This is a genomic window from Flavobacterium lotistagni, from assembly GCF_011392125.1.
GTDB lineage: Bacteria > Bacteroidota > Bacteroidia > Flavobacteriales > Flavobacteriaceae > Flavobacterium > Flavobacterium lotistagni.
In genome coordinates this window covers 1-20,202 of sequence record NZ_JAAJBU010000001.1, presented here as the reverse complement: position 1 = coordinate 20,202, position 20,202 = coordinate 1, and the positions used below count along the sequence as shown (strand labels likewise).

The window sequence follows — 20,202 nt, the reverse complement described above, 5'->3', positions numbered from 1 at the left end:
TGACAGTTGTAGGTTGTAAGTTGTAGGTTTCATCCTTTTTAACTTACAACATACAACATACAACATACAACAAAGTTTTCAATTTCAATAAATCAATAGTAACGACTATGATGAATAATAGAAATAACAAAGAAAAAAATCTGGTAAAAAGATTCGACAAAATCTCTATCGGATTGGCTTCTCCGGAATCAATCCTGGCTGAATCAAGAGGCGAGGTGCTAAAACCGGAAACCATCAATTACAGAACCCACAAACCAGAGCGTGATGGTCTTTTCTGCGAGCGAATTTTTGGCCCGGTAAAAGATTTCGAGTGTGCTTGTGGAAAATATAAAAGAATCCGCTACAAAGGCATCATCTGCGACCGTTGCGGTGTGGAAGTAACTGAAAAGAAAGTACGTCGTGACCGTGTGGGGCACATCAATTTGGTGGTGCCGATTGCGCACATTTGGTACTTCCGTTCACTCCCGAACAAAATCGGTTATATCTTAGGATTGCCATCGAAAAAACTCGACATGATTATCTACTACGAAAGATATGTAGTCATCCAGCCGGGTATTGCAAAAAATGCAGAAGGCGACCCAATCGAAAGATTAGATTTCTTAACCGAAGAAGAATACTTGAACACCTTGGATTCGCTCCCACAGGAAAACCAATACCTTGACGACCACGATCCGAACAAGTTCGTAGCGAAAATGGGAGCAGAGTGTATCATGGATTTGTTGGCGCGTATCGATTTGGACGCGTTGTCATACGAATTGCGTCACTCGGCCAACAACGAAACGTCCAAGCAACGTAAAACTGAGGCTTTAAAAAGACTTCAGGTGGTAGAATCTTTCCGCGAGTCGAACATCAACCGCGAGAACCGTCCTGAATGGATGATTATGAAAGTAATCCCTGTTATTCCGCCAGAATTGCGTCCGCTGGTGCCACTTGATGGAGGCCGTTTTGCGACTTCTGATTTGAACGACCTTTACCGTAGAGTAATCATCCGTAACAACCGTTTGAAAAGATTGATGGAGATCAAAGCTCCTGAAGTGATCTTGAGAAACGAGAAGCGTATGTTGCAAGAATCAGTAGATTCATTGTTCGACAATACACGTAAAGCTTCGGCGGTAAAAACCGAATCGAACCGTCCGTTGAAATCACTTTCAGATTCATTGAAAGGAAAACAAGGGCGTTTCCGTCAGAACCTTTTGGGTAAACGTGTTGATTATTCTGCACGTTCGGTAATTGTTGTTGGACCAGAATTGAAATTATACGAATGCGGTTTGCCCAAAGACATGGCCGCTGAATTATACAAACCATTTGTGATCCGTAAACTCATCGAAAGAGGGATTGTAAAAACGGTAAAATCGGCTAAGAAAATCATCGACAAGAAAGAACCAGTAGTTTGGGATATCTTGGAGAATGTAATCAAAGGACATCCGGTTTTACTCAATCGTGCTCCTACGCTTCACCGTTTGGGTATCCAAGCGTTCCAGCCAAAACTCATCGAAGGAAAAGCGATTCAATTGCACCCGTTAGTTTGTACGGCGTTCAATGCGGATTTCGACGGTGACCAGATGGCGGTGCACTTGCCACTTGGCCCAGAGGCTATTTTGGAAGCACAACTTTTGATGCTCGCCTCACACAACATTTTGAACCCTGCCAACGGAGCGCCAATCACGGTACCTTCTCAGGACATGGTTTTGGGTCTGTACTACATGACCAAAGAAAGATTGTCTGTTCCGGGTCACCAAATCTTGGGTGAAGGATTGACGTTCTATTCTGCGGAGGAAGTCAACATCGCCTTGAACGAAGGAAGATTGGAATTGAACGCTCGTGTGAAAATCCGTGCGAAAGATTTCAACGAAAACGGAGAATTGGTTTACCAAATCATTCAGACTACAGCGGGCCGTGTACTTTTCAACGAAGTGGTGCCGGAAGCGGCAGGTTATATCAACGAGGTCTTGACTAAAAAGTCGCTTCGTGACATCATCGGAAAAATCTTGGCCGTAACCGACGTTCCAACAACGGCTGCGTTCCTTGATTCGATGAAAGACATGGGTTACCGTTTCGCTTTCAAAGGCGGATTGTCGTTCTCTTTGGGCGATATCATCATCCCGGAAAGAAAAGAAGAATTGATCGCTGATGCCAACGAACAAGTAGATGGTATTACGATGAACTATAACATGGGACTCATCACCAACAACGAGCGTTACAACCAAGTCATCGACGTCTGGACCTCGACCAATGCGATGCTTACTGAATTGGCCATGAAAAACATCCGCGAAGACCAGCAAGGCTTCAACTCGGTGTACATGATGCTAGATTCCGGAGCGCGTGGTTCGAAAGAGCAGATCCGTCAGTTAACTGGTATGCGTGGATTGATGGCGAAACCTAAAAAATCAACCGCCGGAGGTGGAGAAATTATCGAGAACCCGATCCTTTCGAACTTTAAAGAAGGATTGTCGATCTTGGAGTACTTCATCTCGACGCACGGTGCGCGTAAAGGTCTTGCCGATACAGCACTTAAAACAGCCGATGCGGGTTACTTGACCCGTCGTTTGCATGACGTTTCTCAAGATGTTATTGTTAACGTTGACGATTGTGGTACTTTGAGAGGTATCGAAGTTTCCGCTTTGAAGAAAAACGAAGAGATTGTAGAAAGCTTAGGAGAGCGTATTTTAGGACGTGTTTCTTTGCAAGATGTGATCAATCCGTTGACCTCTGAAATTATGGTATACGCCGGACAGCAAATCACAGAATCAATCGTGAAAGATATCGAAGCTTCTCCGGTAGAAAAAATCGAAGTACGTTCGCCGCTCACTTGCGAGGCTTTGAAAGGCATCTGCGCGAAATGTTACGGAAGAAACTTGGCCACCGGAAGAATGACCCAAAGAGGAGAAGCAGTCGGAGTTATCGCTGCCCAATCCATCGGGGAACCAGGAACCCAGTTGACGCTGCGTACGTTCCACGTAGGAGGTACTGCGGGTAACATTTCTGAAGAGTCAAGCATCGTGACGCGTTTCGACGGTCGTTTGGAAATCGAAGACCTTAAAACCGTTAAAGGAGAAGATAACGAAGGCAACTCAGTAGACATCGTGGTTTCTCGTTCAACAGAATTGAAGTTGATCGACCAGAAGACCGGAATCACTCTGAACACGCACAACATTCCTTACGGATCGAGCATTTTTGTTAAAGACGGCGATGCAGTGACCAAAGGAACCGTAATCTGTAAATGGGATCCATATAACGGGGTAATTGTTTCGGAATTCACCGGAAAAATCGAATACGAAGATTTGGAACAAGGGCAATCGTTCCAAGTGGAGATCGACGAACAAACCGGTTTCCAAGAGAAAGTAATCTCTGAATCTAGAAATAAAAAGCTCATCCCAACCTTATTGGTTTACGGAAAAGACAACGAGCTTATTCGTTCCTACAACTTGCCAGTTGGGGCGCATTTGATGGTAGAAAACGGCGAGAAAATTAAAGCCGGTAAAGTATTGGTAAAAATCCCACGTCGTTCGTCTAAAGCGGGCGATATCACCGGAGGTCTTCCAAGAATTACCGAACTTTTAGAAGCGCGTAATCCATCGAACCCAGCGGTAGTTTCTGAAATCGACGGAGTAGTGACTTTTGGTAAAATCAAACGGGGTAACCGCGAGATCATCATCGAGTCTAAATTCGGCGAAGTGAAGAAATACCTAGTGAAATTGTCTAGCCAGATTTTGGTTCAAGAGAACGACTTTGTGCGTGCAGGAGTTCCATTGTCTGATGGCGCGATCACACCGGAAGATATTCTTAGAATCCAAGGGCCAGCCGCTGTTCAACAGTATTTGGTCAATGAGATTCAGGAAGTGTACCGTTTGCAAGGGGTAAAAATCAACGACAAGCACTTTGAGGTAGTCATCCGCCAGATGATGCGTAAAGTTCGCGTTGAAGATCCGGGAGATACTTTGTTCCTAGAAGAGCAATTGATCCACACCAAAGATTTCATCATCGAAAACGATAACCTATACGGAATGAAAGTCGTTGAAGATGCCGGAGATTCTGAAACCATCAAACCGGGTCAAATCATTTCGCCACGTCAGTTGCGCGATGAAAACTCTTTGTTGAAACGCAACGATAAGAACTTGATCACAGCGCGTGATGTAATTACTGCTACGGCTACTCCGGTCTTGCAAGGAATTACCAGAGCGTCGCTTCAGACCAAATCGTTCATTTCTGCGGCATCGTTCCAAGAAACGACTAAAGTGCTCAACGAAGCAGCGGTGGCCGGAAAACTAGACGAACTCGAAGGTTTGAAAGAGAATGTAATTGTAGGGCATAGAATTCCAGCCGGAACCGGTATGAGAGAGTATGACAACTCCATTGTAGGGTCGAAAGATGACTATAATGAAATGATGGCCAATAAAGAAGAATATATTTACTAAGCTATGAGCGATTCAAAACAACCACAGCAAGGACAAATCAATATCGAACTCGATGAAGCCACCGCGGAAGGCATTTATTCCAATCTGGCCATCATCAACCATTCGGCATCAGAATTTGTTTTAGACTTTGTGTGTATCATGCCAGGTACACCGAAAGCCAAAGTGAAGTCGAGAATTGTACTCACGCCGCAGCATGCCAAAAGATTAGTGAAAGCGCTGGCAGAAAACGTACACCGTTACGAGGTTTCCCACGGAGAAATCAAAGACAGTGAACAGCCGCCGATTCCGCTAAATTTTGGAACAGCCGGACAAGCTTAATTATTTTTTCAAACACAATCAAGAACCTCTCAGGAAACTGGGAGGTTTTTTTATGCAATAGTTTTTGACGTTTTAAAGCGATTTAAAAGCAGTTTTAGCTATTTACGAACAAACTGACTGTCTGAAACTTTTTTACGCTTTAAAAAGCACTTTTTGTTTTTCGGTTTTGCTGGCGCTCATGAAGATGTTAAGCGCTCGATTATTTCTCTAAATTTCCTTACAAAAAAATGACAATATGGGAATTAATTAACTTAAAATCTATTATTTATCAACACGAAAACGTTTTAGTTAGGCGCATCCTAAATCTCGCAATTCGCTTTATGTTAAAAAACTATTAAGTTTATGAAGTCAAAACAAAGATTATAAGGATGTTTCGAGTCAGTATGGGTTTGAGACGTCCTTTTTATCGGATATCAATTACTAAACTCAATTAAACATGAAAAGAATTCTATTTACCCTTTGTTTACTAGTAGTTTTTTTCTCAGTGCAGTCGCAGAATTTCTCGAACTGGACAGGCTCGGGCAACTGGAGCAACAATGCCAACTGGTCTAGCGGAACCGGCTACGGACAGTTGCAGTTCACCGGCGGCGGAAACACTACTAACTGTGTAAACGATGTCAGCGGCATGAGCCAATGGCGTTTGTATTTTTCGGGCGGCGCTTCCTACAACCTTACCGGAAGTGGTTCGGTCAACCTTTTCGATTACGGCGGTAGCAACAGCTGGATTCTTAGTGATGCTACTGTCTCGCAGACCATTAATTTTGCTGTCAATTTCAACGACAATGGAGCAAGATCTTCTTGGATTACAACCAGAAATTCAGGGCCATTAACTTTTGTTGGAAATCTGGGCACGGGCGGCAACATCACCGGTCTTCGCATTGCCGGAACCAACACAGCCGGAACCATCAGTATCAATACATTTTCAGGCTCTAAACCCATCATCATCGGCCGGGACAATCTCGATGCCAATCAGGCCAATACACGCGTGACCATCACCGGAAATAATTCTGGATATACCGGTACGGCTACAGTACAAGCCGGAACGCTTTTCGTCAACGGTACTACTTCTTCCAGTACTTCTGTAACTGTGGCCAACGGAGCTACCATAGCCGGAAACGGAACCATAGGTGGCACAGTATCACTTTCAGGAATCGTTTCGCCCGGCGGGACATCGGCTACTACCGCCAATCTTACAATGGGTGCCACGACTTTCAACGCGAATTCCTCATACAGAATTGAAATGAACGATGCTACAGGAACTGCCGGTTCAGCTAGCGGTTGGGATAGAATCACATCTACTGGAGCGGTAACTTGTTCAGCTTCTCCTATAACGCTGACGTTAGTTTCTTTATCTGTGGCGAATTTCAATCCAGCCAATTCATATACTTGGCCTATTGTTTCAGCTAGTAGTATTTCAGGTTTTAATTCGAGTAATTTTACTATCAACACAACCGGATTTACCACTTTCACCGGAACATTTGCCGTAACATTAACGGGCGGAAATACTATTAATTTAGTGTATTCACCACCTTCATCAGCGCCAGCACAACCCAGTGCCATCTCAGGTGCTAGTTTGGTTTGCAATGGCACTTCACAAACTTACAGCGTTACAAATGATCCCAACGCCACGAGCTATCTCTGGACTTTGCCGAGCGGTTGGACTGGAACCAGCACTACCAATAGTATTACGACAACGGTGGCCGCTCCGGGAGGAAGTATTTCTGTAGTGGCTCAAAACGCTAGCGGAGACAGCTTGCCCAGTTCGTTAATTGTGACCGTGGGTGACGCCACTTCGATTACTTCACAACCTTCAGCTAGTTCACAATCGGCATGTTTGGGCGGTTCGGTTACGCCATTATCTGTTACGGCAGTGGGCGGTTCGCTTATCTATCAATGGTATAGCAACACTGCAGCCAGCAATTCAGGAGGCACTTTGATTAGCGGTGCTACATCGTCAAGTTATACGCCTACATACGCTGGCGGAATTACCCAATATTATTATTGCGTTGTTGAGGGTTCTTGTGCTCCGACTTCTGTGACAAGTGATGTGTCTGGCGGAGTTACTATAGGCGGTTTGCCATTTGATACGGGAACTTATACAATTTCCAACGGAGGAAATGCAGGGCAAGGTTTTGGGCCTTGGGGCTTTGCTGTTAGTGGTGGAAGTGGAGGTACTTTCAATGGTGGTTCAGACATCGGGCAAGCCTGGGGAATTTGGGCCAACTCTGGTGGTTTGACCTCGGCAGTACGTCCGTTTGTAGCGCCATTATCCATTGGTAGCAATGTGAGTTTTGCCTTTGACAACGGTGAAATTGAAGTCAACGGGAATAAGGTGGGTGTGCGTTTGCGAAATTCCAGCAATAATATTTTATCAGAATTCCGTTTTATCGGCGGCGATACACAATATTCGTTATTCGACGGAACCAGCACTACAAATACCGGTGTAAACTTTACTACTACCGGTCTCAGTAAAGTAACTTTTGCCTACACTGGTGCCAACACTTACACACTTTCAATAACTAGAGGTAGCGTCACCACGGTTTTAGAAGGAAGAACTTTTGCTACAGCAGTTGGCGGACAAGTTCCGGCGCAAATTGAATTTTTCAACAGCAATGCCGGCGGTGGATCTACCAGAGATGTTTTCTTTAACGCTCTGAGCATTGGTTATCCTACGGTAATTAGTCATCCTTCGACTAGTGCGCAAAACCAATGTTTGAACGCAGCTGCAACCGCATTAAACGTAACGGCATCAGGCAATGATTTAGGCTATCAGTGGTATAGTAATCCTGGTGCGATTCTACTCAGCGGACAAACAGCCTCAAGCTTTACACCACCTACAAATGTTGTGGGTTCAAACACCTACTATTGCGTCGTGAGTTACGCGGGAAGTTGCGGCACTGCTCCAAGTATTACCAGCGGTTCTTCGGGAACGATTACTGTCAATGGCAATCCTACAGCTACGATTTCAGGTACAGCAACGGTCTGTCAAAATGCTCCGGCTTTTATAACTTTAACTGGAGCTGATGGTACTGCGCCTTATCAAATTCAATATTCTTTTTACCAAGTGGGTAGTATTGTTCCTCCAAGCCTAGAAACCTTGAGTACTAACTCAGCAAGCAGCATTACGGTTCCCGTGGTTACAAGTGCCACTGGTACGTTTGTCTATGATTTGGTCAACGTTCAGTCAAACGGTTGCACGGCTTCGGCTTCTGGTAGTGTGACCATTACGGTGAATGCCTCGAGTACTTTCTATACAGATGCTGACATGGACACTTACGGCGATCTGGCGAATCCGGTCATCAGTTGTACCGGTTCTGCTCCCGAGGGAACGGTTGCTGATGCTACTGATTGTGATGATGCCGATGCGTCGAAACATACTACTTTCCCTTTTTATCTCGATGCTGATGCTGATGGTTTTGGTTTTGGTTCTTTAGTGGAGGCTTGTGCTAGCGATGAATTTTCTCCGCCGCTGGGTTATTCTCTAGACAACACCGATTGCGACGATACTGATTCGAGAAAAACCATTACTTACCCTTTCTATGCTGATGCAGACGGAGATTCTTTTGGTGCTGGAAGCTTGGTTCAAGTTTGTGCCATTAACGATGTTGCACCACCAACGGGTTATTCTCTAGATAATACTGATTGTGATGATGCCGATGCATTGAAACACACTACTTTCTCTTTCTATATTGATACTGATGGTGATACCTACGGAAGCACCGCAACTGCTTTTGTTTGTGCTGTAGATGCTTTATCGCCACCAGTGGGGTATTCGGTAAATGACACCGATTGTGATGATACCGATGCGTTAAAAACGGTTTTGTATCCTTACTATGTCGATGCAGATAATGACAGTTATGGCGGATTAAGTACAGTTCAGTGGTGTACGGTTGATGCGGTTTCTCCGCCCTCGGGTTATTCAGTTAGCAATACCGATTGCGACGACAACGATCCACTAAAATTCAATTTGTATTTGTTTTATGAAGATCAAGATGCAGACGGCTATGGAGCCGGTTCGCCTACATCGGTTTGTGGTCAGAATAGTGTGACACCGCCTAGTGGTTACTCGCTTGACGGAACCGATTGTGATGACAGCGATGACAGCATCTACCGAAATGATACTTTGTATGTAGATCTCGATGGCGACGGATATGATAACGGAACGCTTCCGCCAAGTTGTTACGGTGCATTGCCTTTTGGAAGCTCATTGACTACCTTAGGTTCAGATTGCGATGATTCGGATGACACCATCTACAGAAGCGCAGATTTGTATGTTGATGTCGATGGAGACGGTCATACATTGGCCGGAGTAACGCCAACTTGTTACGGAGCCGAGCTACCGATGGGAACTTCGCTGACTAGTTTGGGAATTGATTGCGACGACAACAATCCGGCAATTTACCAACCCGTTAATCTTTATGTGGACGAGGATGGCGATACATATACTGCCGGTATTTCTCCTATTTCGTGTATTGGTGCTACGATTCCAGCGGGAACCACTTTGCTCAATAACCCAACTGATTGCGATGATAACAATCCGGCCACACATGCCGCTTTCTATTTTCATCCCGATCTTGACGGTGATGATTACGGTAGTGGAGCCGCTACTTTAGTTTGTGCCATTGACCAAAATACACCTCCAACGGGTTACGCTAACGATAATTCGGATTGCGATGATAACGATAGTGCTATATACAGAAGTGCTACACTTTACACCGATGTTGATGCCGATGGCTACAACGTAGGTTCAGCCGTAATTTGCTATGGTGCTAACTTGCCAGCGGGCACTTCATTGACTACTTCGGGCACTGATTGTGATGATAACAATGCACTAGTTTATCAAAGTGCTGTTTTATATACGGATGTCGATCAAGACACCTATACCGTAGGCTCAGGAACTGAAGTTTGTTATGGAAATACTTTGCCAGCCGGAACTGCCTTATCCGCATCTTTAACCGAAGATTGTGATGATGCTAACCCAGCCATTTTCCAGAGCAATCTCTTGTACACTGATGTGGATGCTGATGGATATGATGTAGGTTCAGTAGTAGTTTGTTACGGAGCCACTTTGCCTGCTGGAAAATCATTGACTTCTGTCGGAAGCGATTGCGACGATTTGAACCCAGCGGTGCACCAAAGCACAGAATTATATGCCGATGCTGATAATGACGGATTTGGAGCGGTTACAGCCATGACGGTTTGTGCTCCTGTAAGTTGTGCTTCCAATACGATAGCAATCAATTTCAGAGTAAATATGACGGGTCAAACCATTACTGCTGGCGGTGTTCATATCGCCGGTAATTTTGCAACTCGTGGTTCGACTACCATCACTTCAGATTGGGCTCCTAATGCGGCTAATAGCCAACTGCAACCGATTGGAAATAACATCTACGAAATTACGGTGCTATTCCCAGCTAGTTCGGCAGGACAAACTTTAGAATTCAAGTTCCTTAGAGGCAATACTTGGTTTGATGGCAATCAACTCAGTGAGCAAAACATCCCGAATGATTGTGGGGCTTCCGGAAACAGAAATGTCGTTTTGCCAGCTACATTCTTAGCATTTAATACGGCTTATGACCAATGTCCGACTTCCTTGCAAAAATTCGTTTGTAACAACACCGATTGCAATGATGCCGATGCTACTAAAAACAGTACTTTCGAGTTTTATGCTGATGTAGATAACGACGGTTTCGGAACCGGAAGTTTGGTAGCCGTTTGTGCAGTTAACGCGACAACGCCACCAACAGGATATTCTAACAACGATACTGATTGCGATGATAGTGATTCAGTCTATTACAGATCGGCCAGTGTATATACCGATGCAGATAATGATACCTACACAGTTGGTTCGTCTTTCACGATTTGTTATGGGGTGAGTTTGCCTTTGGGAGTTTCCTTAACACCATCTGCAACAGAAGATTGTGATGATGCCAATGCGACCATTTATCAAAGCGCTACCGTTTATACAGATGCCGATGCGGATACCTACACTTTTGGTGCTGCACAAACAATTTGTTATGGCACTAGCTTGCCTAACGGATTCTCACTCACACCATCTTTAACTGAGGATTGTGACGATGCCGATGCGCAAGTGTACAGAACCGATGTTTTATATACTGATGTAGATGGCGACGGTTACGATGCCGGTTCTGCAACAGTTTGTTACGGAAATTCATTGCCTGTAGGAACTTCTTTAAGTTCATCTGGGCCTGATTGCGATGATAACAATGCTAATGCATACCAAACATTTGATTTTTATCTGGATGCAGATGGAGATACTTACGGAGCAGGAAGCTTAGTCATGGTTTGTACGTCTAATCCGAACTTAGCCCCAGTGGGTTATTCTACTAACAACACTGATTGCGACGATACAAACTCTGCTATCTACCAATTCGCTACCTTCTATATAGATGCAGATGGAGATACATACGGAAGTACAGCTACCGCATCAGTTTGTTCAGGGGTGAATACGCCAGCCGGATATTCAACCAATGATTTGGATTGTGATGATACTAACCCAGCACTTAACCCAACGAACCCATGTTCAGCAGGTTCAGTAGTAAACTTGACCTTGTTTATTGAAGGCTACTACATTGGAGGCAGCACGATGAACTCAGTGAAGTTGAACCAAGATTATGTATCACCAGCAGACGAAGTAGAAGATTTGACTATCGAGTTGCATGATGCTACAAGTTATGCTTTGGTTGATACTGCGATTGGTACTTTGAAAACCGATGGTACTTTAACTTGTACGTTCAATACTGCAGCAGCAGGTTCCTACTACATCGTAGTAAAAGGTTCGAACATCATCGAGACATGGTCAGCTACTGCTCAGGCAGTGGGTACTACGCCACTTTCTTATGACTTCTCATCAGGTGCTTCACAAGCTTATGGTGATAATATGAGAGAGATTGAAACTGGAGTGTTTGCTATGTATACAGGAGATTTGAACCTAGATCAGGTAATCGATAACGCTGATTTGGATTCGATTTTCCCAGATATCGAGAATTCAAACTTCGGGGTTTTAGCTACGGATTTGAACGGAGATGGTGTTGTGGATAACGCGGATCTTGATAATATTTTTATCAACATCGAGAATTCTATTTTCGCGAACTATCCATTCTAAAAATGGACACATTATAACAGAAAGCCCTTTCGGAAACGGAAGGGCTTTTTTTTAGATACTGTTTATCAGTAAGTTATAATTTTATGTTCGGACGGGTCATTTTGTTGTTTTGGTAGTCGGATAAAATGCAAATTTCCACGGATGAACGACTTCGGGCTATGTTTTAAACGAGTTTTTGGTGTTTTTATCGGTTTGTTTTTAATCTGAAATATATAGGAACTTACTTTGTCTCTGTAGATTGTAATACATCTAGTTATTCCGTTCAACACGTTCTTAGGATTAACAAAAGCAAAACGTTAATAATAAAAACAAGCCTATGAATCTAAACCTACTTATTCTCGATGACCCACTCTTATAAGTTGCGGTCGGTAAGCTAAAGAAAGCTTATTTCCCTAGTCAATTAGTTTTATAATATTCACCTATGCGCTATAGTGTGAACAGGATTTTTTTTGAATTTTTTTAACCCCAATAAATGGATGAGCAATGAAAAAAACCACTAAACAAACAAATTACAAAAGAGCATTACGACCCCGGCAATTAGCCTGGCCGTTCGTTTTACTCTTGATGGTATTCGGGATGAATACTATCAATGCGCAAATCGCTTTAAGAGGATCGCAAACCAACACAAGCACTAGTACATCGGTTACCATTACCAAGCCTACTGGTTTAGCTGTTGGCGATTTAATGATTGCTAATATTGTTCAAAGTGAGAACTCTATGAGTCAATCTTTATCAAACGCAACTGCAACGGGTTGGACGCTTGTTGCCGGAGAGCAGTTCGGTAGCGCTGGTAGCGATAGCTGGTGGGGCACTATTTTTTACAAAGTAGCAACAGCTGCTGATGTTGCTGCTACGAATTTTACATTCACAGGCGATACTGATGCGGACGATATCGAAGGTGGTATTGCAGCCTTTTCAGGCGTAGCCGTTACTGGTGGTGTTTCTGACGGGCCATTTGATGTGGCTCCGGGTTCTATTAATAACATCAATACAGATGATTTAAGTGCCCCTGGTATTACAACCACAACCGCTGGAGCAGCTATTGTTATGATTGGAATGATCGGCGACAACCGAAATGTTGATTCTTGGACTGCTACTAATCCTTCGTCGTTAACAGAAATTTTTGATGTTCCTTTTAATGCTAGTGTCGATATGGGCATGGGTATGGCTTGGGCATTGAGAACTACTGCAGGAGCTACCGGAAATGGAGCAGGAGAATTAAGCATTAACGAAAACGATCCAAACGGAGCGATGTTTTTAGCGCTTCGTCCTTGTACTTCGAATCCAACAGTAACGCCTGTGGCTTCTATTCTACCAGTTTGTTTTAGTACTAGTGCACAAACCACTACGATGCCTTATTCGGCTGCTACGGGTAGCCCAACTTCATATTCTATAGACTGGAATGCTGCTGCGAATACTGCAGGATTAGCTGATCAGGGCGTGACTTCGCATACATTTGTTGGTGCCGGTGGCATCATGCCGAGTGTTGATATTCCAGCTAACGTTGCTGCAGGTACTTACAACGGAACACTTTCGATTATTACCGCTGGGGGCTGTAGAAATAGTTTAGCAGTTAGTGTTACTGTTTTGGCGGCTCCAACAGCCAATGCCGGAAGTGCATTAAGCGCAATTTGTCAAGGAGGAACATCAGCGGCTTTAGGAGGCAATGTCGGTGGCTCTGCTACTGGCGGAGTATGGTCTGACGGTGGTATAGGTGGAACATTCAATCCAAGTGCCACAACACTCAACGCAACTTGGACACCGCCATCAGGATATACAGGTACCGCTACCTTAACTTTAACTACAAGCGGCGGCTCTTGCGGAACTGCTAATGCCTCAAAGAACCAAGTGGTGAATGCGGCTCCAATAGCTATTGCAGGTGGTAGCCAAACGATATGTGTCAACGGGGCAGCAACAGTAAGCGGAGCTTTTTCGGCAAACGGAAATATTTCATGGTCTGAAAACGGAGCGGGAAGCATTACTTCTGGAGGTACAGGTTTAACCCCAACTTATACTTCTGCCGCGGGCGATGCCGGTAATACGGTCACTTTGACTATGACGGTAAGCGCAGCAGGTTGTAGCTCTGATACCGATACTTACACCATTACAGTAAATCCTTTAGCTACTGTCGATGCTGGAGCTGCACAAACTATCTGTGCCACTACTCCAAATGTGCAGTTAGCAGGTGTGATTGGCGGAAGCGCTGCATCGGCTACATGGTCTGGAGGCTCTGGGACATTTAGTCCTGATAACACTACTTTAAATGCAATTTACACGCCTTCTGAGGCAGAATTTTTAGCTGGAGGAAATGTCGTCCTCACCTTAACTACAAATGATCCTGACGGACCTTGTAATGCGGTTTCTGATACAATGACTATCACTATTAGATTGGCTCCTGTAGCTAGTGCCGGTGGTTCGGCTACTATTTGTCCGGGAACGGCAACTGTAGTTAGTGGCGCGTCTTCTTCTAATGGAACTATCTCGTGGACAGAGGATGGCGCGGGTTCAATTACAGCCGGCGGAACCTCATTAACCCCAACTTATACTTCTGTAGCGGGCGATGCCGGAAATACAGTAACTTTAACTATGACGGTTACCAATAGCCCATGTACGGTGGCTACAGCGACTTATTCAGTAATTGTAAGCCCAGCTGCACCAGCGGTTCCCGGAACAATTACGGGTTCAGCATCGGTTTGTGCAGGTGAAACTTCTTTAACTTATAGCATCGATGCCGTTCCAAACGCTACCAATTATACTTGGTCTGTGCCATCAGGTTGGAACATTACTAATGGTCAAGGAACGACTACAATTACCGCTACAGCTGCCGGAGCCGGAACAGGAAGTGTGGCAGTAGTAGCAAGCAATTCTTGTGGTAATACAACTACGCAAACCGTTAGTATCTTCCCTGTGAACGCAACCAATAATACCGGTTTTACGACTAGTTCCACGAAGACTTCAAATGGGATTCAATGTAATAATGGAGGCGGTGAACGCAGAGGTTTTGTGAAGTTCCCATTAACAGCGATTCCAAGCGGTGCTACCATTGTTTCGTCGACTTTGAGTTTGGTAAACAATTCCAGCACTACTTTGAGTTCGGCCAACAACGATATTAAACCATTAGGAAATACCGATCCAACTACTGCTACTGCATCGACTTTGTTTAATGCAATCGGTGTTCAAAACAGTGGTACTTTTTATAGCCGTACCAACTGGAGCAATACCGGAACCGTAAATCTTACTTTGGGTGCCAATGCGATAGCTGATATCCAATCTAGATATGACAATGAAGGTTATATTGCCATGGGATTGGCTAGAGGTGGAACTGCCATCTATAATTTCTTTGGTTTTTCATCAGGAGCCAATGCACCTAAACTCGATGTGACATACAATTTAACCAGCGAATTGTCCGTAACCATTAATCCTACAACTACTAATGGTAGCTTGACAGCTTCAGCTTGTGATACCTACACTTGGGCTGAAAACGGACAGACTTATACCGCAACTGGTATTTACACTCATACTGTAGGATGTAATACTGCCACACTTGATTTGACTATCACGCCAAGCACTACCAACGGTAACGTGACTACTTCAGTTTGCGATACTTATACTTGGGCTGAAAATGGTCAAACCTATACTTCAACAGGTGTTTATACTCACGTGGTAGGTTGTAATACAGCTACTTTAGATTTGACCGTTACACCAAGTACTACTTCCGGTAGCTTGACTACTTCGGTATGTGATACTTATACATGGGCTGAAAACGGTCAAACTTATACTACTAGCGGCGTTTATACAAATGTTGTAGGTTGTAATACAGCTACTTTAGATTTAACGGTTACTCCAAGCACTACCAACGGTAACGTGACTACTTCAGTTTGCGATACTTATACTTGGGCTGAAAATGGTCAAACCTATACTTCAACAGGTGTTTATACTCACATGGTAGGTTGTAATACAGCTACTTTAGATTTGACCGTTACACCAAGTACTACTTTCGGTAGCTTGACTACTTCGGTATGTGATACTTATACATGGGCTGAAAACGGTCAAACTTATACTACTAGCGGCGTTTATACAAATGTTGTAGGTTGTAATACAGCTACTTTAGATTTAACGGTTACCCCAAGTACGACTGCCGGTAGCTTGACTACTTCAGTATGTGATTCTTACACTTGGTCAGAAAATGGTCAAACCTATACAACTAGCGGAGTTTATACTCATGTAGTAGGTTGTAACACAGCAACTCTAGATTTAACGGTAACGCCAAGCACTACCAACGGAAGTCTTACTGAAACTGCTTGTATTTCTTATACATGGGCTGAAAACGGACAAACCTATACTTCAAGCGGAATCTACATGCATACTGTAGGTTGTAATACTGCGATTTTGAACTTGACAGTTAACACAGCTCCAGAAACTTTCTATGCGGATACTGATGGCGACGGATATGGTTCAGGTGCAGCAATCTTATCTTGCAGCGGTCAACCTGAAAATACTTCCGTTAACAATACCGATTGTGCTCCGGATGATGCTGCTAAATGGAGAACCGGTAATTTGTTTATCGATGCAGATGGCGATTCATACAATAACGGATTCCCTGCTATACCAGTCTGCTACGGCGCTTCAATTCCTGCAGGATATGTTGCGGTGAACTTCGGAACCGATTGTGACGATGCTTCTGCGGCTATCAATTCGAATGCTTCAGAAGTATTAGGTAATGGTATCGATGACAACTGCGATGGTGTAATTGATGAAGTAACTCCAACTTCCTATTTAATCGAAAGTAATTGTAATGTGACTTTACAAAGTTTATCACATACTCTTTTTGCTTACCAATTGACCAATTTTATGAACGAACTTGGTCCAGTACAAGGGTATCGATTCCGAGTGACCGATGGTTCGAATGTGAGAGTTTATACTACTAATGAAAGTAGATTTAGATTGTCTGATTTGCCGGGAGGTGCAGCTTATGCAACTGCTTATACTGTTGAGGTTTCGGCCAAAACAGGTGGATACTTTAGAGCCTATGGTTCTCCTTGTATCGTGACTACTCCGGCTGTACCTAATGCCACATACATTACAGATCCAATTAGTGGAAGTACGTTGAGCGATATCTCGAATACCATTTTCTGCAGAATGGTGCCTTCAGCCTCAGGATACAGATTCAGAGTAAGAAATGGCGAAACTGTAGTAGGAACTTACAACAGTCACACCAACCGTTTCTCTTTAGTGAATTTGGGAATTACCAACATTCAATTCGGAACTACATATACTGTTGATGTGTTGTTGAAATTCGGCAGCCAATTCAGACCCGATAGCGAGTACGGCCCAACTGCCCTGATTACAACTCCGGCTACTCCGGCTACATCAAGAGTCATTGCGCCTACATGTGGATCGACCATTAATAGCTTCTGGACTACAATTTTTGCGCAACAAGTTTTGGGAGCACAAGGCTATAAGTTTGTGGTGAGCAATGGGGTGCAGACCAGAGAATATGCAACGCCACATCCAAGATTCTCTCTGCGTAATCTTCCTGGTTTTGCTGCGGCAAACACCACTTACACCATTCGCGTGGATGTGTTATACAACAGCAGTTATGTTGAAGGTGTTTCGACTTGCAGCATTACAACTTTGCCAACAGCGAGTCGTCAAATCGACCAAGTGTTGCGTATTTTCGAAGTGGCTACATATCCGAATCCTTGTGCAGAGTCATTCAAGTTGAGCATCAATACTTCAGATGAAGGCCCGGTTAGCATAAAAGTTTACGATATGTTAGGCCGTGAAGTAGAATCTAAATCAGGAAATCTTGACTTGATGACTACAATTGAAATCGGTTCACAATATCCGTCTGGTGTTTACAATGTGATTGTCAGCCAAGACGAGCAAACTAAAACCTTACGTGTGATAAAAAGATAATTATTAATTCAATAGAAATGAAGCGCTTCTTAATCGGAGCGCTTTATTTTTTCTTGATGTTTTATCTGTTTTAAAAGGCGCAAATCATTTCCAAGGAGTTAAATCTCATAAATTTCATTATCAATAGGTTAATTGTTGATAAACTTTTAATTATTCTTATGTTTTAAGTTACAGTACAAACTAAATAGTTATAGATTTGTTTGTTGAATTGAATTTGATAGCACAAGTGCCCTAACACTTGTTGTCAATCATTCACTTCCTTAACTGATTAAGGAACACAGGAACCAAAAATTACTACAATGCTAAAGTCTCCCTTTCTAGTAGTTTTAGATTCCGGCAGAAACGCCCTAGCTGCTCTATTATTCTTTGCTTTTTGGAGTACAGTCATGGCGCAAACACCGTTGTCTAAAAATGCGCAAAACTATCTTGAACCAACCCACGATAGGCATTCAGAATTAGCTTGTGTCGCTCCTAGTGGCATGACTTACAGTGTGAATAATGCGTTTTATTGCACAGGCATTCCGATTACTCCCAATGTGTTGAGTTATTCCGGATCCACATATACAAGCATTACCATCAGCCCAGATTTGCCTACCGGTTTGAGTTTTAACATGACTAACGGAACCATCAGCGGAACCCCTACGGAAGACGTTTCGGGCAATTACACTGTGATATTGGTGAATCCTTGCGGTTCTACGCTCAAAGTGATTTACATAGCAGTGAGTTCAGGAACCAATTATTATGCTGATACCGACGGTGATGGCTATGGTTCGGGTGTAGCAACGGTTTCTTGTACAGGGCAACCCGCAGGTACTTCTACCAACAATACCGATTGTGCTCCAACAGATCCTAATAAATGGAAAAGTTCTAATCTATTCATCGATCAAGATTTGGATGGTTATAATAATGGTTTTCCGGCAGCCGCTATGTGTTACGGAGCAGCTATTCCCACCGGATATACGGCTGTAAATATCGGTACTGATTGTAATGATACCGACAATACCGTGAATCCGAATGCGGTGGAAGTATTGGGTAATGGTATTGACGATAATTGCGATGGCGTAATCGATGAAGTTACTACAACTTCCAACTTAATATCGTCTAGTTGTGGAGTAACGATTTCAGATTTGAATGCTACTTTGTTTGCGCAGTCTGTATCAGGTGCACAAGGTTATCGTTTTGAAGTCACCAACGGAACCTCGATTGGCGTTTATGAAACTACCCTAAGCCGTTTTAATTTGCTTAATATTACACCTGGAGTAACTTACTCAACTACTAGCACGGTAAACTCGGTGAGAGTAGCGGTTAAAACCAATGGCTATTGGCGTTCCTATGGCGCGCCTTGTATTGTGACGACTCAGCCGGTTCCCAATTCTACATCTATTAGCAGTCCGGCTTGTGGCTCTTTTCTGAATGATATCTGGAATACCATATTTTGTTACAATATTCCAAGCGCTACTGGTTATCGATTTAGGGTAAGATTAGGATCGACCCTAATAGGTACTTTTGATACTACCTTGAATCGATTTAATTTACCCAATGTGGGAATCAACAATCTGGCTTTTGCTACAGCCTACACTGTTGATGTTTTGTTGCAAATTAATGGCATTTGGCGGCCTGATACAGAATACGGCAATTCTTGCGTGATTGTAACGCCACCCACACCAAGCCCGTCTCGAGTGACTAGTCCGAGTTGTGGTAGCAGCACCAATAACCTCTGGACCACGATTTTTGCTGTTCCGGTGACCGGTGCTCAAGGCTATAAATTTGTGATTAACAACGGAGTGCAATTCCATGAGATTGTCACATCGAGTACTTCGTTTAGCATTCACAGCATTCCTGGCGGCCCGATACCCGGAACTACTTATACTATTCGTGTCGATGTGCTTTATGATAACAGTTATGTGCCCGGCTTGCAATGGTGTACTTTAAATATATTGCCTACTGCGGTTCGACAAACCAATCAGGCTGTTGAGATGTTTGAGGTAAAATCTTATCCAAATCCGTTTTCTGACACCTTTAAGCTGTCTGTCAATACTTCCAGTGATGAAGCTATTGGATTGAAAGTATATAATATGTTAGGTCGAGAAGTGGAGGTCAAATCGCTAAGTTTAGCTTTAGCTACTGAAAATGAACTCGGAGCAGGTTATCCGTCTGGTGTATACAATGTAATCGTTTCACAAGGTCAACAAGTCAAAACCCTTAGGATAGTAAAGCGTTAACTTGTAGTTGATTTAAATAAAAGAAACCTTTTCGGATACGGAAAGGTTTTTTTGTGTCTAAAAAAGGTTCATTCACCGCCTAGCAGCAGCAAAATGCTCCACGAAATGCACTTTTTTTAGCCGAAATACTTCAGATTTGAAAAAAGTGTAAGTTCAACGAGTTTTGGTGTTAGTTACCGAAGCAATTTCAGTAGGCGTGGGT

The 20,202-nt window shown here is 43.5% G+C and carries 5 protein-coding genes; all 5 read left to right on the top strand.

Features of this window, described 5'->3' with window-relative positions:
• The first annotated feature begins 107 nt into the window (after positions 1–107).
• The gene (gene rpoC, locus G4D82_RS00025) at positions 108–4,415 is read left to right on the top strand and encodes a DNA-directed RNA polymerase subunit beta' (RefSeq protein ID WP_166333140.1); all 4,308 of its coding nucleotides are present in this window, start codon (positions 108–110) and stop codon (positions 4,413–4,415) included.
• A 3-nt stretch (positions 4,416–4,418) separates the two neighbouring features.
• Entirely contained in the window at positions 4,419–4,733 is a 315-nt protein-coding gene (locus G4D82_RS00020; protein WP_166333138.1) for a DUF3467 domain-containing protein, read from the top strand.
• A 436-nt stretch (positions 4,734–5,169) separates the two neighbouring features.
• Positions 5,170–11,859, top strand: a complete 6,690-nt coding sequence (locus tag G4D82_RS00015) for a hypothetical protein (RefSeq protein ID WP_166333136.1) — start codon at positions 5,170–5,172, stop codon at positions 11,857–11,859.
• Between the two features lie 483 nt (positions 11,860–12,342).
• Positions 12,343–17,778, top strand: a complete 5,436-nt coding sequence (locus G4D82_RS00010; RefSeq protein ID WP_166333133.1) for a T9SS type A sorting domain-containing protein — start codon at positions 12,343–12,345, stop codon at positions 17,776–17,778.
• A 299-nt stretch (positions 17,779–18,077) separates the two neighbouring features.
• The gene (locus G4D82_RS00005; protein ID WP_166333131.1) at positions 18,078–20,000 is read left to right on the top strand and encodes a T9SS type A sorting domain-containing protein; all 1,923 of its coding nucleotides are present in this window, start codon (positions 18,078–18,080) and stop codon (positions 19,998–20,000) included.
• Positions 20,001–20,202 lie beyond the last annotated feature (202 nt).